This window comes from Maccoyibacter intestinihominis (assembly GCF_040096355.1).
Taxonomy (GTDB): domain Bacteria; phylum Bacillota; class Clostridia; order Lachnospirales; family Lachnospiraceae; genus Maccoyibacter; species Maccoyibacter intestinihominis.
Map to the genome: position 1 here is coordinate 150,381 of NZ_JBBMEX010000004.1, position 22,162 is coordinate 172,542.

Annotated in this window: 22 protein-coding genes and 1 tRNA gene; 2 read left to right on the forward strand and 21 right to left on the reverse strand. The window is 42.1% G+C overall.

Annotated elements, in window-relative coordinates:
- Position 1: 1 nt before the first annotated feature.
- The 9 genes from rluF to aroD form a co-directional block, all read right to left on the reverse strand.
- Positions 2-724 (reverse strand): 23S rRNA pseudouridine(2604) synthase RluF, encoded by a 723-nt coding sequence (gene rluF / locus WMO43_RS05500; protein WP_353530460.1) that lies wholly within the window; start codon positions 722-724, stop codon positions 2-4.
- Positions 725-770: 46 nt separating this feature from the next.
- Positions 771-2,222, reverse strand: a complete 1,452-nt coding sequence (locus WMO43_RS05505; RefSeq protein WP_353530462.1) for an SH3 domain-containing protein — start codon at positions 2,220-2,222, stop codon at positions 771-773.
- Positions 2,223-2,310: 88 nt separating this feature from the next.
- A tRNA-Arg gene (locus tag WMO43_RS05510) sits at positions 2,311-2,382 on the reverse strand.
- 95 nt (positions 2,383-2,477) lie between these two features.
- Positions 2,478-4,319: an ABC transporter ATP-binding protein gene (locus tag WMO43_RS05515; RefSeq protein ID WP_353530464.1), complete on the reverse strand. Its 1,842-nt coding sequence runs from the start codon at positions 4,317-4,319 to the stop codon at positions 2,478-2,480.
- On the reverse strand, positions 4,319-6,469 hold the full coding sequence (locus tag WMO43_RS05520; RefSeq protein WP_353530466.1) for an ABC transporter ATP-binding protein: 2,151 nt from the start codon (positions 6,467-6,469) through the stop codon (positions 4,319-4,321). The genes WMO43_RS05515 and WMO43_RS05520 overlap by 1 nt, the downstream gene beginning before the upstream one ends.
- Complete coding sequence (locus WMO43_RS05525; protein WP_353530468.1) at positions 6,453-6,944, reverse strand: MarR family winged helix-turn-helix transcriptional regulator; 492 nt, start codon at positions 6,942-6,944, stop codon at positions 6,453-6,455. Before WMO43_RS05525 ends, WMO43_RS05520 begins: the two co-directional genes overlap by 17 nt.
- A gap of 98 nt (positions 6,945-7,042) precedes the next feature.
- Entirely contained in the window at positions 7,043-7,888 is an 846-nt protein-coding gene (gene nudC / locus WMO43_RS05530) for an NAD(+) diphosphatase (protein ID WP_353530470.1), read from the reverse strand.
- Complete coding sequence (locus WMO43_RS05535) at positions 7,885-8,427, reverse strand: shikimate kinase (RefSeq protein WP_353530472.1); 543 nt, start codon at positions 8,425-8,427, stop codon at positions 7,885-7,887. Before WMO43_RS05535 ends, nudC begins: the two co-directional genes overlap by 4 nt.
- A 13-nt stretch (positions 8,428-8,440) precedes the next feature.
- Complete coding sequence (gene aroD, locus WMO43_RS05540) at positions 8,441-9,205, reverse strand: type I 3-dehydroquinate dehydratase (RefSeq protein WP_177962866.1); 765 nt, start codon at positions 9,203-9,205, stop codon at positions 8,441-8,443.
- Between the two features lie 755 nt (positions 9,206-9,960).
- Between aroD and aroE the strand changes: the two genes are divergently transcribed.
- Both aroE and WMO43_RS05550 read left to right on the forward strand, forming a co-directional pair.
- Entirely contained in the window at positions 9,961-10,827 is an 867-nt protein-coding gene (gene aroE, locus WMO43_RS05545) for a shikimate dehydrogenase (RefSeq protein ID WP_177962868.1), read from the forward strand.
- A gap of 18 nt (positions 10,828-10,845) precedes the next feature.
- On the forward strand, positions 10,846-11,880 hold the full coding sequence (locus tag WMO43_RS05550) for a 3-deoxy-7-phosphoheptulonate synthase (RefSeq protein ID WP_353530475.1): 1,035 nt from the start codon (positions 10,846-10,848) through the stop codon (positions 11,878-11,880).
- Between the two features lie 71 nt (positions 11,881-11,951).
- On the opposite strand, the gene xerD is transcribed toward WMO43_RS05550, so the two are convergent.
- The 12 genes from xerD to WMO43_RS05610 form a co-directional block, all read right to left on the reverse strand.
- The gene (gene xerD / locus WMO43_RS05555; RefSeq protein ID WP_353530477.1) at positions 11,952-12,836 is read right to left on the reverse strand and encodes a site-specific tyrosine recombinase XerD; all 885 of its coding nucleotides are present in this window, start codon (positions 12,834-12,836) and stop codon (positions 11,952-11,954) included.
- 187 nt (positions 12,837-13,023) lie between these two features.
- Positions 13,024-13,629 (reverse strand): stage II sporulation protein M, encoded by a 606-nt coding sequence (locus WMO43_RS05560; protein ID WP_353530479.1) that lies wholly within the window; start codon positions 13,627-13,629, stop codon positions 13,024-13,026.
- Between the two features lie 62 nt (positions 13,630-13,691).
- Entirely contained in the window at positions 13,692-14,237 is a 546-nt protein-coding gene (locus WMO43_RS05565; protein ID WP_177962111.1) for an NUDIX hydrolase, read from the reverse strand.
- Between the two features lie 85 nt (positions 14,238-14,322).
- Positions 14,323-15,855 (reverse strand): ribonuclease Y, encoded by a 1,533-nt coding sequence (gene rny, locus WMO43_RS05570; RefSeq protein WP_434784169.1) that lies wholly within the window; start codon positions 15,853-15,855, stop codon positions 14,323-14,325.
- Positions 15,856-15,970: 115 nt separating this feature from the next.
- Positions 15,971-16,576, reverse strand: coding sequence for a regulatory protein RecX (locus tag WMO43_RS05575; protein WP_177962113.1), 606 nt, complete (start codon positions 16,574-16,576; stop codon positions 15,971-15,973).
- Between the two features lie 2 nt (positions 16,577-16,578).
- Positions 16,579-17,676, reverse strand: a complete 1,098-nt coding sequence (gene recA / locus WMO43_RS05580; RefSeq protein ID WP_177962114.1) for a recombinase RecA — start codon at positions 17,674-17,676, stop codon at positions 16,579-16,581.
- 232 nt (positions 17,677-17,908) lie between these two features.
- Entirely contained in the window at positions 17,909-18,235 is a 327-nt protein-coding gene (gene trxA / locus WMO43_RS05585; RefSeq protein ID WP_353530483.1) for a thioredoxin, read from the reverse strand.
- A gap of 12 nt (positions 18,236-18,247) precedes the next feature.
- Complete coding sequence (locus WMO43_RS05590; RefSeq protein WP_353530485.1) at positions 18,248-19,837, reverse strand: peptide chain release factor 3; 1,590 nt, start codon at positions 19,835-19,837, stop codon at positions 18,248-18,250.
- Between the two features lie 148 nt (positions 19,838-19,985).
- Entirely contained in the window at positions 19,986-20,543 is a 558-nt protein-coding gene (gene efp, locus WMO43_RS05595) for an elongation factor P (protein WP_177962117.1), read from the reverse strand.
- Positions 20,544-20,647: 104 nt separating this feature from the next.
- The gene (rpiB, locus tag WMO43_RS05600) at positions 20,648-21,088 is read right to left on the reverse strand and encodes a ribose 5-phosphate isomerase B (RefSeq protein ID WP_353530487.1); all 441 of its coding nucleotides are present in this window, start codon (positions 21,086-21,088) and stop codon (positions 20,648-20,650) included.
- A gap of 16 nt (positions 21,089-21,104) precedes the next feature.
- The gene (locus tag WMO43_RS05605; RefSeq protein WP_353530488.1) at positions 21,105-21,611 is read right to left on the reverse strand and encodes a YqeG family HAD IIIA-type phosphatase; all 507 of its coding nucleotides are present in this window, start codon (positions 21,609-21,611) and stop codon (positions 21,105-21,107) included.
- A 1-nt stretch (position 21,612) separates the two neighbouring features.
- Positions 21,613-22,149, reverse strand: a complete 537-nt coding sequence (locus WMO43_RS05610) for an isochorismatase family protein (protein WP_177962120.1) — start codon at positions 22,147-22,149, stop codon at positions 21,613-21,615.
- Between the last annotated feature and the right edge of the window lie 13 nt (positions 22,150-22,162).

The following is a 22,162-nucleotide window of genomic DNA, read 5'->3' on the forward strand; positions in this document are numbered from 1 at the left end:
TCTATTCCTCTTTCCCACTCTCTGATAGCAGTGCCAATAATCCTTCCCATTCCTGATGTGTAAGATCACGGTATTTTCCCACTGGAAGATCTCCTAATTTAATATTCATGATCCTGACACGGACCAGTTTGACCACCCGATAGCCAAAATATTCACACATTCTGCGGATCTGCCGGTTCAGTCCCTGCGTCAGCACAATACGGAATTTCCGCTTATCTAACTTTTCTACCTTACACTTTCTCGTGATCGTATCGAGGATTGGTACACCTCCTGCCATTCCGCGTAAAAACTCATCCGTAACCGGGCGGTTTACCGTTACGATATATTCTTTCTCATGAAAATTTCTTGCTCTTAGAATCTCGTTTCCAAGCTCTCCATCATTGGTAAGAAGGATCAATCCCTCGGAATCTTTGTCTAATCTTCCTACCGGATAGATACGTTTCGGGTAATGAAGATAATCAATAATATTGTTCTTTTCTCTCTTCTCTGCCGTACATACAATTCCTTTTGGTTTATGAAAAGCCAGTAAAATCTTCTCATCCTCTCTCTGTATTTCCCTGCCGTCCACAAGAACCTTCTGTCCCGGAAGGATCTGATCACCAAGTACTGCTACCTTTCCGTCAATAGTCACTCTTCCTTCTTCCACAAGACGGTCTGCTCCTCTTCTTGAACACACTCCTGCTTCACTTAAAAACTTATTGATCCTGATAAATTCCGTTTCCATTCCTATCCTTTCAAAAATGCGGAGACCTAAGCCTCCGCATTTCTTCCTACTGTAATAATTCTGTCTTTATGTAACCGATGGTATCTTTATAATTTACCTTCGTCCATCCTTCCGCATAACTCATAACAACCGTAACCTTGTCACCGGCATATCCTACTGCTACCTTCGTGGAAGTCTCGCTCATGGACTCACGGATATTAATCGTGCCATTTAAGGTAACGGTAGAACCCTCTGACAGGGAAGGTGCTGATGTATCCTGCTGTGGAACTTCTGTAGACAGATACTCGCTCTTGACATAACCGGTTACACCATTATGCTCTACGGCACTCCAGTCGCCTTCTGTTCCGGTCCGCTTCAACTCTGTTCCGAACTCTAACATCTCTACGACATTTCCATCGGTACTTGCAGCATCACGGATATTGACCTTTGTGGTTACATATACAGTCTCGGCTGCCGGCTGCTCTGCCTGTTGTTGCTCTTCCTGCTTGTTATCCTCTTTTTTCTGATCGTCTTTCTTGTCAGATTTCTTTTTACTGTCTTTTTTATCCTCAGATTTTTTCTTTTCTTCGGATTTCTTTTTGCTGTCTTTCTTATCGTCCTTCTTCTTTTGTTCTTCCTCTTTTTTCTTCTTCTCTTCGTCTTTCTTCTTTTGTTCTTCTTCCTGTTTCTTCTTTTCTTCGTCCTTCTTCTTTTGCTCTTCTTCTTTCTTCTTCTGTTCTTCCTCCTGTGCCTTCTTATAATTGTTCAGCCACTTTGGAATTACCTTATCATTCAGCTTATTAACGTATTTTTCTAAGTCTTTATCCGATTTGATCGCTTTGCTGCTTTTTTTCTCGATATCGTTTGCTAACTTTACAAAGTCATCCTGCTCTTCATACTTGTCAATAAATTCTGAAACGCTCGAATCAACGTCTTTTTCATTCGTTGCGATATAATTGAATGTACTGTAGAGATTGTCAATATACAGATTTCCCTTGTCATCCGTTCTTACATAAAAAGTCTCCAAAGACGGGATCGTTGTCTTGATCTTCGGGAACTTCATATCCATTGTTACGGATACGATATAGGAATCTTTATCTAATCCCTCTTTTGTATAGCACTTGATGTTCTTATATTTCTCTACGCGTTCGCTGAACATCTTGATATAACTCTGCTCTAATTTCGAGATTGGAGTTGCAATCTCTTTCATCTTATCTACATTACCTTCTGCGTAGTATTTGTAATAATTCTTCATCAGTTTGGTAACGGCTTCATTTTCATCTACCTGATAATCCTCTTTCAGCACTTTTTCTGCTCTGGCTTTCGGATCAGCAGATGATGTACCTTTGTTATTGACTAACATAACGATACCGATCAAGATCACGACTAACATGCCTGCCATGATCAGATATCGTCCGTTTTTATGCAAAAATTCCTGTGTTTTTTCTTTATCTATGCTATTTTTATCTGTGCCATTCCCATCTATGTTATTTTTGTTACTTCCATCCTCAGTACTCATAAAAACCTCCTATACTGCTGCTTGTCCTCAGTTATTCTTTACTCTGTAGGACATTGCGAAAACAAACGATCTCCTATAGAGTAAAAAATGCATCTAGCGGGAATCGAACCCACATTACTGGAATCGGAGTCCAGCGTTCTATCCATTAGACTATAGATGCAAACTTTACATAGCAGAACTTATCATATCATACTCATAGGAAAAAATCAAAGAAAAAAGTGTGAAAAACAATTTTTTCACACTTTTTTTATACTTCTAGGCTAACGCTTCCTCAAACTGGGAATTGTATAAATCCGCATAGAATCCCTGTTGTTCTAGGAGTTCTTTATGGGTTCCCTGCTCAATAATATCTCCGTCTTTCATGACTAAAATTAAATCTGCATCTTTGATCGTAGAAAGTCTGTGCGCAATGACAAAGCTGGTTCTTCCTTTCATCAGATTGTTCATTGCTTTCTGTATTCTTGCCTCAGTTCTCGTATCGACGGAACTTGTTGCTTCATCAAGGATCAGTATCCTGTTATCTGCTAAAATGGCTCTCGCGATCGTCAAAAGCTGCTTCTGTCCCTGTGAAACATTGCTTGCTTCCTCGTTCAATTCCATCTGATAGCCGCCCGGCAGTGTGGAGATAAAGTGGTGGGCATGTGCTGCTTTCGCTGCCTCGATGACCTCTTCATCGGTTGCATCCAGTCTTCCGTAACGGATATTTTCCATGATCGTTCCTTTGAACAGCCAGGTGTCCTGTAAGACCATTCCAAAGTTCTCGCGAAGCTCACTGCGGTTGAAATCCCTGATATCATAGCCATCAACTTTGATCGCACCTTCGTTGACATCATAAAAACGCATCAACAGTTTGACCATCGTCGTCTTACCTGCACCGGTCGGCCCTACGATCGCTACCGTCTGTCCCGGAGAGATCTGACTGTTAAAATCATGGATGATGATCTTATCTTCATCGTAACCGAATTTTACATGCTCAAACGTTACACTTCCCTGAAGATTCTCATCATGCACCGGATTCTCGGCAAACTGGTCTTCCTCTTTCTCTTCTAAGAATTCAAATACACGCTCTGTTGCCGCTGCCATGGACTGAAGCATATTCGATACCTGTGCCACCTGTGTGATCGGCTGGGTAAAACTTCTGACATACTGGATAAATGCCTGAATATCTCCGACCTCGATCGTTCCTTTGATCGCTAACATACTTCCGCTGATCGCTACTGCAACATAACCGAGATTTCCGACAAACATCATGATCGGCTGCATCATACCTGAGAAAAACTGTGATTTCCAGGCTGACTGATAGAGCACGTCATTATCTTCCTCAAAGGTCTTTTTCACTACCTCTTCACGGTTAAACACTTTGATAACATTCTGTCCGCTGAACACTTCTTCGACCTGTCCGTTGATCTTTCCAAGGTATTCCTGCTGTGTAAAGAAATACTTCTGCGAATGTTTGATGACCAGACTGATCAAAAGTGCGGAGATAGGGAGGATCACAAATGCGATCAATGTCATCAACGGACTGATCGTAAGCATCATGATCAACACTCCGATAATAGTCGTCACGGATGTGATCAATATCGTCACACTCTGGTTCAGACTCTGTCCTAACGTATCGACATCATTGGTAATACGCGATAACACTTCTCCTACTGTCCGTGATTCAAAATACTTCATCGGCATCCGGTCGATCTTTTCCGATATCTCTTTTCGGAAACGGAAACAGAGCTTTTGTGTCACTCCTGTCATGATCCATCCCTGGATAAAGGAAAAGACTGCACTGACTAAATACATCGTCAGCAGGATCAACAGAATTTTTCCGATCTTGTCAAAATCAATACCACCGGTGCCTTTGATCTTTGCTACTAAGCCGTTAAACAGTTCTGTTGTCGCCTTACTTAAGATTTTCGGTCCAATGATACTAAAGATCGTACTGCCGATTGCAAATACAATGACCGTTGCTACAGCAAACTTATACTTTCCGATATAAGTCATCAGCTTTTTCATCGTTCCCTTAAAATCTTTTGCTTTTTCACCCGGTGCCATTCCACCATGCGGTCCTCTTGGTCCATGTCTTCTTGTATTCTGCTCTGCCATTAACGGACACCTCCTTTCAGTTCTGCTTCAGAAAGCTGGGAGCTTGCAATCTCCTGATAGGTCTCGCATCCTGCTAACAGCTCCTCATGTGTTCCGATACCGGCAATTCTGCCTTCTTCTAATACAATGATCTTATCTGCATGTAAGATCGTACTGATCCTTTGTGCCACGATCAAAACGGTTGCATCTTTTACTCTTTCATTCAGCTTCTTTCTAAGTGCCACATCGGTCTTATAATCCAATGCGGAAAAACTGTCATCAAATAAGAAGATTTTCGGATTCTTTGCAATCGCTCTTGCAATGGACAGTCTCTGCTTCTGTCCACCGGAGACATTCGTTCCGCCCTGTGCGATCGGACTGTTGTATTTTTCTTCTTTTTCTTCAATAAAATCTACTGCCTGTGCAATGTCTGCCGCCTCTTTCATCATCTCATCACTGACCTGATCTCCTGCGAATTTCAGGTTAGATGCGATCGTTCCGGAAAAAAGCACTCCTTTTTGCGGCACATATCCGATCAGACTTCTTAATTTCTCCTGTGACATTTCCCGGACATCAATTCCATCTATGGTAATGCTTCCGGAGGTCACATCATAAAAACGCGGGATCAGATTTAATAACGTGGTCTTTCCACATCCGGTACTTCCGATAATGGCTGTTGTTTCCCCCGGTCTTGCCGTAAAGGAAATATCACTCAGTGCCTCTTCTTTTGCACCATCATAGGCAAACCCTACATCGTGAAACTCTAATACACCACTAAAGTCTTCTTCATCACCCTTTGTCTGCTCTGCATCACGGATGCTTGGTTCCGTATCTAATACTTCTTCTATACGGGTTGCTGCCACACCTGCTCTTGGCAGCATAATGGATACCATCGTCAACATTAAAAATGCCATGACGATCTGCATCGTATAGGTAATAAATGCGATCATGTCACCAACCTGAAGGTTTCCAAGGTCTACTCCTTTTGCCCCAAACCACACAATCGCTACCGTAATGGCATTCATGATCAGCATCATCGTCGGCATCATAAAGGTCATAACACGGTTCGTAAACAACTGTGTCTGCATCAGATCACGATTTGCTTTCTCAAACCGTTTTTCCTCAAATTTTTCACGACTGAATGCACGAATAACCGGAATACCGGTCAATATCTCTCTTGAAACCAGATTCATGCGGTCCACAAGGGTCTGCATCTGTTTGAACTTCGGCATTGCCACTACGACTAAAATTCCTACCAGAACAAAAATAGCAACGACTGCAACCACAATAATCCAACCCATTCCGGTCTTTGTATTGACTACTTTTAAGATTCCTCCGATACCAATGATCGGTGCATACAGTACCATTCTTAGCAATATCGTAGAAACCATCTGTATCTGCTGGATATCATTCGTACTTCTTGTGATCAGGGATGCCGTGGAAAATTGATCCATCTCACGGTTCGAAAAGCTCAGCACTTGTCCAAAGATCCTGGTTCGTAAATCCATACCGATCTTTGCTCCGGTCTTAGAGGAAAAATATCCTGCACAGATTGCTGCCGCTACCATTAAAATGGACAGTCCTAACATCTTTGCCCCGGTTACCCACAGATAATGTGTCTGTATCTGATTAGTATCATAATCCATGGCTTTGTATTCGTCCTGTACATATAGGATTGCCATCTGCGAAACAATGGAATCACTCATCGTATCGTATTTTTCCCAGGTTTCTTCCTCCTGCTGCAGGATCATATCCTTGGTAATGGCTCCTGCCTTCACGCCCTGCAAAAACTGGTCAAAATCCATCTCTTTGCTGCTTTTCATGCCATTGACCATTGCCATAGGTTTTGCTAAGATATCGTCGAGTTTTTCAATATCTTCTTTTTTATCGCTCTTTCTGACATATCGCTCAGTATTCTCATCGAGCTTATATGCATCGCGGAGTGTTTTTTCATCCTTATCCTCTACAAAGAAGCAAAGTGTGTCGAAACTCTCCTTTCGCATCTCCTCCATTGCTTCATGCTCAATTCCTCCCTGTTCGATTCCGACATCGACAATATCCGATGTGTAGGAAGGAAGAGACAGATCACAATATGCCTGAACAACTAAAAGCAGTATGATCATGACCACTGCTCCTTTGTGCTCTGCTAAGTATTTAAAGATTTGCTTCATGTTTTTCCTCCTGCTTTTTTCTTTTTCTGTTCTGATTCTCTTCCTGCATGATCTCCGTGTATCGGTTCATTAAATGAATCAGCTCTTTGGTACGCTCCTCCCCCAGACGTTCTATAACTCCTGTGATAAATTCCTGCATCTGCCTGCGTACCTGCTGTTCTGCTTCTTTTCCGTCAGGCGTAATGCTCACCCGTGTATTCCGTCTGTCTTTTTCATCCACTCTTCGTTCTACATACCCCTTTTCTTCCATGCTTCTTAACATTTTTGAGACTGCCGGAGCCGTGATCCTCAGGCGCTTGGCAATATCGGATGCCAGCACACCCTGCTCACGGTTTCCGTTCTCTCTTTCAATGATCTCCAGCATGACAAACTCACTTTTGCGAAGACCTGTAAAGCAAAGATCCCGGTGCATCTTCATAAATCTATGCTGTGCCGTGATCAATTGTTCCTGAAGGTCCGCTATATACTCTTCCATGTGTATCACCTCTATTATTTAACCTAGTTATTAATTAACCATGTGAACTATCATTTTAGCATGTTCTATTCCAATGTCAAGATTCGCTCACAATTTCTTCACTCTTTTTTACAATGCTCTTTTTGAAACACCTGCATCATTTCTCTTGTCAGGCTGATCTCCTCTATATCTAAGACGATCTCTTCTGCCGGCACCCACATTGCCTCCGCTAATTCGTCTTCCTGCCTGTAGATCGTAAGGTCTCCTTCTGCCTCTGCAAAAAAGCCAAACAGCAGACTCCCGGAAAATCCCCATGGCTGGCTCTTATAATACCGCAGATTCTTTACCCGTATCCCGACTTCTTCCATGACTTCTCTTTGTACCGTCTGCTCTATCGTTTCACCAAATTCTGCAAAACCGGCAATTAATGCATATTTTTTATATTCCCTGCCTGCATATTTTGTCAGGATCAGTTCATCGCCGTGGCTGACTGCCACAATGACTGCCGGATTGATCCTTGGAAACACTTCATTCCCACATGCCGGACATTGCAGTTTTCTTTCGTTTTCATTTCTTAAGAGTTCTGTTCCGCATTTTCCGCAAAAATGATTGTTTTCATACCAGGTATACAAATGATAGGCACTGACTCCTGCAAATCGCTCACGCTCAGGAAATGTTCGACGTAAACGGAACATCTTTTCATAGACATACCCCTCGACTTCTGTCTTTTGCGGCGAATACAACAGATAATAAGTGTCCTCTCCAATGGAAAAAAGGTAGATGAGTGTTCCCTCATCTGCCTTATTTTTTCTCCACTCACCGTATTTAGGATATGCAATCTGCATCTCTTCGTTGATCCTACAAAGCAGTTTTCCGGAGTCAAATATCATGATCCTGCTCTCGTCTTTCGGAGGCTTTGGATGATATTCATTTTTTAACTGCTCCACTCCAATATCCTGTATCATGCCTCTTCCTCTTTTCCTGCCATTGATATCTGCAGCCGCTCTATGATCTCGAATGCGACATCCTTTGGTGCTTTTTCATCCGTAACAATTTCGATATCTTTTGCTTTTTCATAATACGGCTGTCTTTCCTGCATCATCTTTCCAATATAGTCAGGATTCATGTTTCCATTTAAAAGCGGACGATCTTTTCCGTCTTTTACGTTTTCATAAATGGTCTGCGGGGTCGCACTCAACAAAATCACGGTGCCGCTTTTTTTCATCAGCTTCCGGTTGTTTTCCCGTAAAATAATTCCACCGCCACAGGATACGATCCGCTGCCCCTTTTTTGCATAGTCCTCTAATATATGACTTTCTAAATTTCTAAAATAGTTTTCCCCATATTTTTCAAAAATTTCCGGAATCCCCATATTTTTTTTCCGGACAATGACCTTATCGGTATCGACTTCCTCCCATCCGGTCAGTTCCCTCAAATATTTTGAGACGGTTGTCTTTCCAACGCCCATAAAGCCGATCAAATAAATATTTCTCTTTTTTTTCATCTTTCTTCCTCTTCTAACTGATACTCTTATGTATTTTTTCTAATACGGTTTTTAGATCATCCATCTGCATCTGTCCCGGTGCGGACGCTTTCTCATGTGAACCGAAGGTCACACAGGAGCCAAACACCTCACCGCAAAGTCTGCTGATCACTCCATCTTTTCCCATGGACATCGTGATCGCCGGTGTATCGTGATGCTCTTCCACAAAACTCTCCGTGGCACTTAACAGATTTAAAACATCCAGCCGGTTTTGCGGCATCACTGCAAGTTTCACGATATCGGCACCGCCATGGTACATTTTTTCTAAGATCATCTGCAATACACCTCTCTCCGGTGTCTTTTCAAAATCATGATGGGAGCAGATGACCGTCACACCACAGTCCTTCATTCTTTGGATGGCTTTTTTCGGTTTTTCATATTCAAAATATTCAATATCTACAAAATCTGCAACTCCAGTCTTTGCAGCCGCTTCGTTCAGTTCTAAGACCTCTGCCGGTTTCATCTGTAGCTGCCCACCCTGCATCTTAGAACGGAAAGTCAGTAAGAACAGCGTATTTTCCACATAAGGGCGGATTTCTTCGAGAACACTCTTCACTGCCTTTTTATCCGTTACCTCTGAAAACCAGTCCATCCTCCACTCGATCATATCTACCTTTTGTTCTGTTAATATGCGGATCTCTTCCACGATTTTTTCTTTTGTCTCCTCTGTTACCGGAACACAGATGAGCGGGGTGCCGGTTCCGAGGATCTTTCCTTTTTTTTCAATGATTCCTGCCATGATGTTTCCTCTTCCTATTTTCCTATTGATTTTTAGTTATATTCAGTTATTCGTTATGGTTATATGTTATGGTTATACGCTATGGGGCAGCCGGCACAGATCAGATATTCCAGCTTTCCTTGTGCAGAGCATTCCGATGAACCTCTGAAACCGGAAATCGTGTGCGCTAATGAGCTTCACGATTTCTGAGTTTCATCTCCATTGCACAAAAAGAAACCTTCCCTATCTGATCTGTGCCGGCTGCATCTACTTTGTTTCCCATTCCTGCTATTTTTATGTGATTTTATGTGACGTAACTATCCTACAGTGCTTCACATATTCATACCTCTGTATGTTGTATATAGTATATATGTGTATGAAGCATATAAATAATGCATAAATATTTATTGCGTGATCTGTTTTGCTAAGAGTTTATTCCTGCTGCCACCGTGGATATTAGGTTTTTCGTTCGTCGTTCATCTGACAGCAATCATGCTTGTAACTATGTCCGGGATTTAGAAGTTCCTGCCAGGATGGCGAATCTGCCCCGGTTTCGTTCGTCCCCGACACCTCTCACAGAATGTCTGGTACTTCTTAATTCCGGACACTTGTACAAGCGTGATCGCTGTCAGATGATCCCCAACAAAAAACAAACTCTCCCCTCACTTCTGCTCATTATATCCCACCCCACCAAATCCCGCAAGTAATTGACATCCTTTACAAATTATTTTAAGATAGGCATGAGCGGTATATCATTCCGCTAAGGAGGTATATTTATGAGATACGAGATTACCGGAACTACCCGTCTGACCTGTCTTTTGGGAAGTCCCGTAGCACATAGTATTTCACCACAGATGCATAATGAAGCATTTCGACTTCTCGGTCTTGATTATGTCTATACGGCATTTGACATCAGTCCACAGAATCTACCGGATGCTGTTCATGCTTTAAAACTGCTGAATGTCCGCGGCTATAACCTGACCATGCCGCACAAGACTGCAATCCTTCCCTTTATGGACGAGCTGACCCCCGCTGCAAAGCTGGCGCAGGCAGTCAACACCGTAACCTATGAAAGCGGCAGACTGATCGGCCATACAACGGATGGAATCGGCTACATGCACTCGGTTAAGGACGCAGGTTATGATATTCTTGGAAAAAATATGACACTTTTAGGTGCCGGAGGTGCGGCTACTGCAATCTGCACACAGGCAGCCTTAGATGGTGTAAAAAACATCTATATGTTTAAGCGCAAAAATGCTTCCTGGAAAACAGCACAGGATTTTGCCGATAAAGTCACCCGCACTACCGACTGTCAGGTATTTTTGTATGACATAGCAGATACATATCAGTTAAAACAGGCACTATCAGACAGTGCGATCTTAACAAACGCAACAAACGTCGGCATGGCACCTGATATTTCTAACAGTCCGGTTGACAGATCCCTGTTATATCCTGAGCTGGTCGTTTCCGATATTATTTATAACCCAAGAAAAACAAAGCTTCTTCAGGAGGCAGAATCTATCGGATGTCCAACCTGTAACGGGCTCTATATGCTGCTCTATCAGGGTGCAGCTTCCTTTCATTGCTGGACAGGCGCCGATATGCCGGTAGAGATCATTAAAAAAAAATATTTTAATTCTTAGAATCAAAGGAGATACATTATGAGTTTCACTTATTTAAGAGCACTTCCGACACCGGAAGAGATCAAACAACAGTATCCGCTTTCAGCAAAACTTGCTGCCATCAAAGCCGATCGTGATAACCAGATCAAAGATATTATCAGCGGAAAAGATGACCGACTTTTGTTGATCATCGGTCCCTGCTCCGCAGACCACGAAGACCCTGTCGTAGACTATGTCAGCCGTCTTGCACCGGTTCAGGAAAAAGTCAAAGACCGTATTTTAATCGTTCCGCGTATTTATACTAACAAGCCGCGTACTACCGGTGAGGGTTATAAAGGGATTGCATCCCAGCCGGACCCGGAAAAAGCACCGGATATGATAGAAGGTATTATTTCATCGAGAAAAATGTTCCTTCGTGCCATGGAAGAAAGCGGACTGAGTGCTGCTGACGAAATGCTCTACCCGGAAAACTGGGGTTATGTAGAGGACTTACTCTCCTATGTTGCCATCGGTGCCCGCTCCGTAGAGGATCAGCACCACCGTCTTACGGTCAGCGGTTTTGATGTTGCTTCCGGCATGAAAAACCCGACCAGTGGTGACCTTGCAGTTATGCTGAACTCCGTTTACGCTGCACAGCATCCACATCATTTTTCCTTTGCAGGCCACGAAGTAGAAACAACCGGAAATCCATGGGCACACGTCATTTTAAGAGGTGCAGTCAGCAAACATGGCAATTCCACACAGAATTACCACTACGAGGACATCATGCGCCTGATCGAAAAATATGACAAAATGGATGTGGTCAATCCTGCCGCTATCATTGATACCAACCATTCCAATTCCGGAAAAAAATATAATGAACAGGTTCGTATCGCCAAAGAAGTTATGAACAACCGTCAGTATTCTTCTGACATTAAAAAAATGGTAAAAGGTCTGATGATCGAAAGCTATATAGAGGACGGATGCCAGAAAGTCAACGAGCATGTCTATGGAAAATCCATTACCGACCCATGTATCGGCTGGGCAACCACGGAACGTCTGATCTATGACCTTGCAGAAATGAACCAGATATAGGACATCCAATATTCGAGCGGATCAAAAGAGGCGGGTTTCCCAACTATGAGAAACCCGCCTCTTTTACTATTCTAACCACGCGGATGCGTTTTCGCATATACTTCACGGATCCGGTTCTGATTGACCTGTGCATAAATCTGCGTAGTGGAAATATCCGAATGGCCTAACATCTCCTGTACAGATTTTAAATCTGCTCCATTGCTGACTAAATGTGCCGCAAAGGAATGACGCAGTGTATGTGGTGTGATCTCCGAAGTGATCCCTGCTTTTTTTCCACAGCATTTGATAATCTTCCAAAATCCCTGTCGGCTCATTTCCCCACCGGAACAATTGGTAAATAAAAGGTCACAGGATTCATCCTTAATCAGTTTCGGTCTTCCTAAGTCTAAATAATTCTCAATTGCCTCTCTTGCGATTCCTCCAAATGGAATGATCCGCTCCCTGTGTGCATCCCGACAGGTCAGATACTCCATTGAAATATTAATATCACTCAGTTTTAATGCGATCAGCTCTGAAACACGGATGCCAGTTGCATAGAGAAGCTCTAACATCGCCTTATCCCGAAGCTCCTTTGGAGAACTTCCGGAAAGCTGCTCTAATAATTTCACGGTCTCTTCCGTTGTCAGGATCGCAGGCATTTTTTTCTCAATCTTTGGTGCCTTTAACCCTTCTGCCGGATTTTGATTTACATAATTCTTTTTTTGTAAGTAACCAAAAAAAGCCTTCATCGATGCGATACTTCTTGAAATGGTGGACGGCTTTCTGCCCTCCTTCTCAAGATATAAGATATAAGCGTTTAAATTGGTTGACGTAACATCAGATACAGAAGCCACTCCCTGCTCCTGCAGAAAAACACTCATTTTTCTCAAATCTCTTTCATAAGAAAGCTCTGTATTTTTCGATATCTGTTTCACCTCACACATATATGTGATGAAATTCTGAATCTCTTTCGTCATAATCTATCCTGCCTCATCCTGAGTAATTCTTTTCAAAAAAACGCCTAAAAAACGGTTCAGCTACTATTATAATGAACAATTTCAAGAAAAGCAACGGATAATTTGCCCCTTATTTTCAGGGATTTCATAGAACTACCACATATCGAAATCATACCGTTTCTCCTGTACCATATCTTGTAATATCTGTTTAAAATATTTTTAACATTTTCTTTAAAAATATCGGGTTTACATAACTTTCCACCAATAGACCGATCACAAACAACAATACTATCATTCCGGTCTGCATCACCAGCTCTTTTTGCGTCATCGCCATGTCCTCTTTCTTTTTCCAAAATATTTTTAAAAATAGCAGATAGCCGGCAATATAAAATATGTAGTGTGGAAACAAAAAACCTCCCATATACAGAATTCCTTTCCACCCGAAATTCGTAATTGCCATTACGCACAAAAATCCAAAGGACACTCCAAAATACAGGATAAAAAGTATCTGTATTAAAATCCCTACCACGGTAAAGCTCAGTAGCAAAAGTACCCCAAACAGTGGCAATCGGTTTTCTAAGATATAGAGAAAGAGCCGGTTGTAATCTAACTTTGCATATTTTAGCTGCTGTAAATAATATTCATTTAGCATAAAAAAACGATTCTTAGAGCTGTCCCCTATAAAATTTGCCCAAAGGATCCCCACAAAAAAAGAAACAAAGAATATCATGTCCAAATGACAGACTGCTAAAATTCTTCCCTGTTTCCCTTTTTGCTTTTTCGGTTCAATATAAGTTCTTCTCTTTTTTTTCATGGCACTTCCCCCTGACTGTTCTTAAAACAATCTATGGGATACCAGTCCAAAATATGCGTTCACTATTTTTTTGTATACAGATTTTGATATGCCAGCAGTCCGGCAACGGTCTTACTGTCCTGGATCTCTCCTGCATAGATCCGTTTTGTCAGTTCCTCAATGGAAAAGACTTCGATCTCGATTTCCTCGCCTGCATCTAAATGCTGCTGTGTTTTCGTCAGTTCTTCTGCTAAATAGACATCTATGAATTCGTTACAAAAGGCAACCGTTGTCTTTAAAGATAGCAGCTTCGTCAGCTTTCCTGCACGATAGCCTGTCTCCTCTTCTAACTCTCTTGCAGCACAGACTTTTGTATCTTCCGTCACACTGTCTCTTGAACCCGCCGGGATCTCTAATGTCATTCTTTCTAATGCCGGACGATACTGGTGCACCATCAGAACCTTTCCCGGTTCCGGCACTGCTACGACCGCCGCCGCACCCATCCGATGTTCTATATAGTCCCACTCTTCGATCTCACCATTTGGAAGTCGCATCGTGTCTTTATAAATATTTAAAATTGCTCCGCGACGTATTAATTCCCGGTTTAAGCGTTTGATTCCATGCTCCATATCAAATCCTCCTTATATTGTTAAAAGACCGCCGTATACTCGTATACGACGGTCTGCATCATTACCTATTCCTGTCTAAGATTTATTATTTCGCGTAATCTGTTACTCTGGACTCGCGAATTACATTTACCTTAATCTGACCCGGATATTCCAGTTCAGCTTCAATCTGTTTGGAAATATCGCGTGCTAACAATACCATATCGGCATCGCTGACCTGATCAGGAACTACCATAACTCGAATCTCTCTACCTGCCTGAATAGCAAAAGATTTGTCTACTCCTTTGAAACCATTTGTAATATCTTCTAACTGTTTTAATCGATTGGAATATGTCTCTAATGTCTCTCTTCTTGCACCAGGACGTGCAGCACTGATCGTATCTGCTGCCTGTACAAGACATGCGATCAAAGATTCCGGTTCCACATCACCATGATGTGATTCTACCGCATTGATAATGATCGGAGACTCTTTGTATTTTCTACAGAGTTCCACACCAATCTGGATATGTGAACCTTCCTGCTCATGGTCTACGGATTTACCGATGTCATGTAACAGACCTGCACGTTTTGCAGTTCTGACATCCACACCGACTTCTGCTGCTAACAGTCCGGCTAATTGTGCAACCTCAATAGAATGTTTCAATGCATTCTGACCATAACTTGTTCTAAATTTCATTTTACCAAGTAAACGAACAAGTTCCGGATGAATTCCGTGAACACCAACCTCTAAGGTTGCTGCTTCACCTTCTTCACGAATCATTGTTTCCACTTCTTTTTGTGCCTTTTCGACCATCTCCTCAATCCTTGCAGGATGGATACGTCCGTCCACAATTAATTTTTCCAATGCAATTCTCGCCACCTCTCTACGGATCGGATCAAATCCTGAGAGAATGACTGCCTCCGGAGTATCATCAATGATCAAGTCCACACCCGTCATCGTCTCTAATGTACGGATATTACGACCTTCTCTACCGATGATCCTTCCTTTCATCTCATCGTTTGGAAGCTGTACAACGGAAATCGTCGTCTCTGCGACATGGTCAGCTGCACATTTCTGAATGGCAGTTACCACATATTCTTTCGCTTTCTTACCGGCTTCTTCCTTTGCCTTGCTTTCCATTTCCTTGATTAACTTTGCAGTATCAATTTTAACATCGTCTTCAATGGTTTTTAAAAGATATTCTTTCGCTTGTTCGGAGGTAAGACCTGAGATTCTCTCTAGTTCCTGTACACGCTCTTCATGTAATCTTGCAACTTCTTCTTTTTCCCTGTTGATCTCTTCTTCTTTCGCTGCAAATCCGGCTTCACGCTTCTCAACTGCTTCTAACTTGCGGTCGATATTCGCTTCCTTCTGCTCAATACGGCGTTCATTTCTCTGGATCTCCGCTCTGCGTTCCTTGATCTCTTTATCAAGTTCGTTCTTTGCACGGATCGATTCTTCTTTAATCTCTAAGGAAGATTCACGCTTCTTTGTCTCCGCATTTTTTACGGCTTCATCGATAATCTCGCGCGCTTTCTCTTCCGCACTTCCAACCTTCGCCTCAGCAACCTTCTTGCGATAGGATATCGTGATTGCAGCTGTAAGAATTGCAGTAATAATACAGGTAAGAATTACAGCAATTATTACTTGTAGCACAGGAGCACCTCCTTTATTTAATTTTCATTGTACATATAACAAAGTCTTTCACTTTATCTGTCATAAATAACAACAGTTAAATTTTATACTTTATTTAGTATTATGTCAAGTATTCTGAACGCATGACATACAAGATATCTGAACTTTTGTAGCCTCTGCGTAATAGGAACTGATAAATCTTATTTGCCTGTTCTCTTGGCATTTCCGGCGTATAACCCTTTTTCTCTAACAATCTTTGGATCGCATCTGTCTCATCTTCATTGCCCTCTTCTAAAAGTGCCTGTTCGATGAACTCTTTTGCAACCCCTTTCTTCTGTAAATCCTGCTGAAGTCTGCGGTTGCTCTTCTTCTCTTTCTGATAACGGACATAGCTGCAGGCATAACGCAGATCATCGATATAGTGATAACTCTTGACATAGGCGATCGCCTGCTCCACTGCTTCTTTCGGATATTCGTTCTGACGCAGTTTTTCACGAAGCTGGTACTCGGTCCGGTCCTGCTTTTCTAACAGATGCATTGCCCGCTTTGTCGCCCGTTTTCCAAGAACATCACAGAGCAGTTCCTGATAAAGTGTCTCCGGAATGTCCTGTCCCTCAGACAGATCATAAGAACGTATCTCGCCTTTGTATAATACCAGACGTTCCCCTGTTTCAAACACAAGCCTTCGTCTTCCCTTTTCAAGCTGCTCTATCCGTTCAATATACATCTTTATTCCTCAGACTCCTGCTTCTTTTCTGCCTTTTTCTCTGCTTTTGCTGCTGTCTTTGTCTCGTCTGCTGCTTCAGCTTCGTCTTCTGTAGAACCATCTAACTGATAGAAGTCTCTGACTTTCTGTTCGATCTCATCACAGATGGCCGGATTCTCTTTGAGATAATTCTTAGAATTCTCACGGCCCTGACCGATCTTCTCTCCATTATAGGCATACCATGCACCGGACTTATTTACTACATTGATCTGTGCTGCTAAGTCTAAGATATCTCCCTCTTTTGAGATTCCTTTTCCAAACATGATATCAAATTCTGCTTCTTTAAATGGCGGTGCCACCTTATTCTTTACAACCTTAATTCTTGTATGGTTACCGATAATCTCTCCGCCCTGTTTTAAAGATTCCATTCTGCGGACATCTAAACGGATCGAAGAATAAAACTTCAATGCGCGTCCTCCGGTTGTCGTCTCCGGACTTCCAAACATGACACCGACTTTTTCACGGAGCTGGTTGATAAAGATTACAATACAGTTGGATTTACTGATAATAGATGTCAGTTTCCGAAGCGCCTGTGACATCAGACGTGCCTGTAAGCCCACATGGGAGTCTCCCATCTCACCTTCGATCTCTGCCTTCGGTACTAATGCGGCAACCGAGTCTACGATAATAATGTCCACGGCACCGGAACGTACCATGGTCTCGGTAATCTCTAATGCCTGCTCTCCACTGTCCGGCTGAGAAATATACAGATTATCAATATCTACTCCGATATTCTTTGCATAAACCGGATCTAACGCATGCTCTGCATCAATAAATCCTGCAATTCCGCCTCTTTTCTGTACCTCTGCGACCATATGTAAGGCTACGGTTGTCTTACCACTGGATTCCGGTCCATAGACCTCTACGATCCTTCCTCTTGGGATTCCTCCGACTCCTAAGGCAATGTCAAGACTTAAAGATCCTGTCGGTATCGTCTCCACATTCATATCCCTCTGGGAATCTCCTAACTTCATGATCGCACCTTTTCCATACTGCTTCTCAATATGTGAAATTGCGGATTCTAACGCGTCTAATTTATCATTTTTATCATTCTTTGCCATTATTTTATCTCCTTTTCGCAAACGTATGTTCGTTTCTGTTCTAATCATATTATACTTTGATGGGATTGTCAACTGATTTTATGATAATTTCAAAAGATAAAAAAAGAAACAGCTGATAGATTTATCAACTGTTCCATTATACATGTCTTTTCCTGTTTGCGTCAAGAAGCCGTCTTTAAAATTGTGTTTCTGAAAATTATTTTTTCTGAAATTGTTTTTAAATATCGCTGTATTACTCCTTTATGGCATCGGCAACTAACTGATTAATTGCCTCCATGTTCTGAAGTCCGATGGCTTTTCCTTTAAAAATCCCATCCTTCATAACTACTAAAGTCGGAATACTCATGATCTGATATTTCAGTGCCAATGCTGCTTCTTCATCTACATTGACTTTTCCGAATTTTACACGATCGCCCATTGCCTCGGCAGCTTCCTCAATGATCGGTGACTGCATTTTACACGGTCCGCACCAGTCTGCCCAAAAATCCAAGACAACCGGAACCGTACTTTTTAATACTTCTTCTTCAAAATTGTCGTTTGTAATCTTTGTTACTTCCATGTGTCATTCCTCCTAATCTCTACCAAACTCTTCTAATTCTAACCCTTCATTGCGGTCTAATACCATACCGACACTCCATGCATTGATAAACAACAGCAATGGATTGCCCTTTAAATCCTGGATTTTTTTCATATCAGAAGTTCCTGTCAGCTTATCTAAATCCAGTTCTTTGTTCTTGATCCAGCGGATATGCTCATACGGAAGATTTTCCATATGAATCTCTACATTATACTCATTTTCCAAACGATATTTGAGCACATCAAACTGCAGGACACCGACTACGCCAACAATGATCTCTTCCATACCGGTATGATACTCCTGAAAAATCTGGATCGCACCTTCCTGCGCAATCTGGGTGATTCCCTTGACAAACTGCTTTCTTTTCATCGTATCTACCTGACGGACTCTTGCAAAATGCTCCGGTGCAAAAGTCGGGATTCCTTCATAACGGAACGGTTTTGCAGAGGTCTCAATGGTATCTCCAATAGAAAAAATACCCGGATCAAAGACACCGATAATATCTCCTGCATATGCCTCTTCCACAATGTGACGCTCCTGTGCCATCATCTGCTGTGGCTGGGCAAGTCTTATTTTTTTACCGCCCTGAATGTGCATGACTTCCATTCCGGCTTCAAATTTTCCGGAACAGATACGCATGAATGCGATCCTGTCGCGGTGCGCCTTATTCATATTCGCCTGTATTTTAAAGACAAATGCCGAAAAATCCTCAGAAAACGGATCGATCGGCCCGATATCTGAATTTCTAGGAAGCGGCGAATAGGTCATTTTTAAAAAGTGCTGTAAAAATGTCTCCACACCAAAGTTTGTCAGCGCGGAACCAAAGAAAACGGGGGACAGCTCTCCTTTTGAAACCATGTCCTGATCAAATTCCGCACTTGCTCCATCTAACAGTTCAATCTCATCCATGAGCTGACTCCAATAGTCTTCCCCAAGTTCTTCTTTTAATGCCGGATCATCAATGTCAATTTCTTTCTGCTCTCCTTCTTTGGTACCTTTTAAGGTATCAGAAAAAGTCATGACTTTTTTGGTGTTACGGTCATAGACACCCTTAAAATCTTTTCCGGAACCGATCGGCCAGTTGATCGGACAGGTCTCTATTCCTAACTCCTTTTCAATATCATCTAATAATTCAAACGTATCATTCGCATCACGGTCCATTTTATTGATAAAGGTAAAGATCGGAATGTGACGCATCACACAGACTTTGAATAATTTTCTTGTCTGTGCCTCAACACCTTTGGATGCATCGATGACCATTACCGCGGAATCCGCTGCCATCAGTGTACGATAGGTGTCCTCCGAGAAATCCTGATGTCCCGGTGTATCCAATATATTGATGCAGTATCCGTCATAGTTAAACTGCAATACCGAGGATGTTACGGAAATACCTCTCTCTTTTTCTATCTCCATCCAGTCGGAAACAGCATGTCTTGCTGTCGCTTTTCCTTTTACGGAACCCGCTAAATTGATCGCCCCTCCATAGAGCAGGAACTTTTCCGTCAAAGTTGTCTTACCTGCATCCGGATGGGAAATGATCGCAAAGGTTCGTCTTTTCTCTATTTCTTCTCTTAAATCTGCCAAAATATTTCCTCCAGTATCTACTCTCTCCACGGCTTTTTATTTTATCCCAGTCCATGCTTTCTGTCAAGAAATGCCAGAACGTTTAAAAAAGCAGTAACACGCATTTTCATGCATCTTACTGCTTCTTTTTCTCATATTTCTGTCCGTATTAGATTCTGGATAAATACTCACCGGTTCTTGTATCAATCTTGATCACATCACCCTGCTCTACGAACAGCGGTACGTTTACAGATGCTCCGGTCTCTACGATTGCAGGTTTTGTTGCACCCTGTGCTGTATCACCTTTGAATCCAGGCTCTGTCTCTGTGATCTCAAGTTCTACAAATAATGGTGGCTCAACGGCATATACACTGCCCTTGTAAGAACAGGTCTTTACCATCTCGTTCTCTTTTACAAACTTTAATGCATCTCCGATCGTGTCTGCATCTAAAGCGATCTGCTCATATGTTGTAGTATCCATAAAGTGGAATAAATCTCCATCAGAATATAAGTACTGCATGTCCGCTCTGTCAATTCTTGCCTGTGGGCATTTTTCTGTTGGACGGAAAGTCTTCTCTACGATTCCACCACTTTTGATATTTTTTAATTTTGTTCTAACAAATGCTGCACCTTTACCCGGTTTTACATGCTGAAATTCAATAATCTGATAAATATTACCCTCTAATTCGATTGTAATACCATTTCTGAAATCTCCTGCTGATACCATCTAGTATTCCTCCTCATTCTCTCTCGTTATCAACCACGATAATCGCTCTTTCCATTTTATAATAAAATGGTATATATTTCAACTGTTAATTGCATTTTTTCTTACTATTTTTTCTCGATCGCATAAATCATATCGACTCTCGTCTGGTGGCGGCCACCTAAAAATTCTGCTCCTAAATAAGCATCTACGATACTTTTTGCTGCCTCCATTCCGACAATCCTTGCACCAAATGCGATGATATTTGCGTTATTATGCTCCTTTGCGAGTCTTGCCGTGGTTGGCTCTGAGCAGACTGCTGCTAAGACTCCCGGCACTTTATTGGCTGCTAAAGAAATTCCGACCCCTGTTCCACAGATCAGGACTCCACAGTCTGCCTTTCCTTCTGCAACTGCACGTCCGACTGCTTCACCATATTCCGGATAATTGCAGCTTTCATGGGTATCTGTTCCAAAATTGATCACTTCATATCCTTTTTCTTCTAAATAAGTCCGGATCTCCTGCTTCATCTCTACTGCAGCATGGTCATTTCCGATTGCGATTTTCATTTTCCTTCGTCCTCTCTTACTTTGTTCGTTTCTGATATCTTCTGTAAAAAAACAGTACGATTTTTTCTAACTTACGTTTTAATACAATCTGTATCTCTTCTTTTGGATGGATATAGCGGACCATGATCGTACGGATCCCTGTACGGTTTGCTCCATAAATATCCGTAAAGATCTGATCTCCGACAAACAAGGTGTTGCTCCTGTCCGTTCCCATCCGCTCCATTGCCTTTTCATAACCAAAACACTTTGGTTTTCCTGCTTTAAAAATATACTGCACCTGCACATCATCGTTAAACATTTTAACACGCGGTTCTTTATTGTTTGACAACAGACAACAGGAAAATCCCAGTTCCTTCAGATGTGCAAACAGCTTCTTTGCCCGTTCATCTGCCGGTGCTCCATGTGGAACAAGTGTATTGTCTATGTCAAAAATAATTCCCCGATATCCCTCGCGGTACAGTGCATCAAAATCAATCTCATATGTGGAATCCACATATTCTCCCGGATAAAATCTCTTCAACATCTTACTTCACCAATTTTGAAATCTGTTTGAACTGCTCATGCTCTGCGGTTACGGTCAATTCAAATAAAATGGACTCGCTGGTTGTAAGCAATGCTCCCTCATCTCTTGCCCGCAGCAATGCGATCTCTTTGTCATGCAGGTTTCTCGAAGAAATGCAATCCTCTACCAGTACCGGCTGATATCCCATTTCTTTTAGATCGATCACGGTCTGTAACACACATACATGTGCTTCGATTCCACAGATGATGACATACTTTTTGTCTTTGACCGCTTCTAAAACCTCCTGACAGCCTGCGCTTGAAAAAGTTTTTTTATCAGAAAATTTCTCCATCCCTGCCGCTTCACAAATTGGCGGGATATTCACTCCAAGCCCCTTGCTGTACTGAGCCGTCATGACCATCGGGATCCCTAATATCCGAAGTCCCTGTAAAAGTTTTACACTGTTTTCTATCAGTCTCTCCCTGTCTGCGATCGCAGGAAGGATCTTCTCCTGATAATCCACGATCAGACACACACTGTCCTTTGCTGTGATCCTCATATCTTTTCTGTCT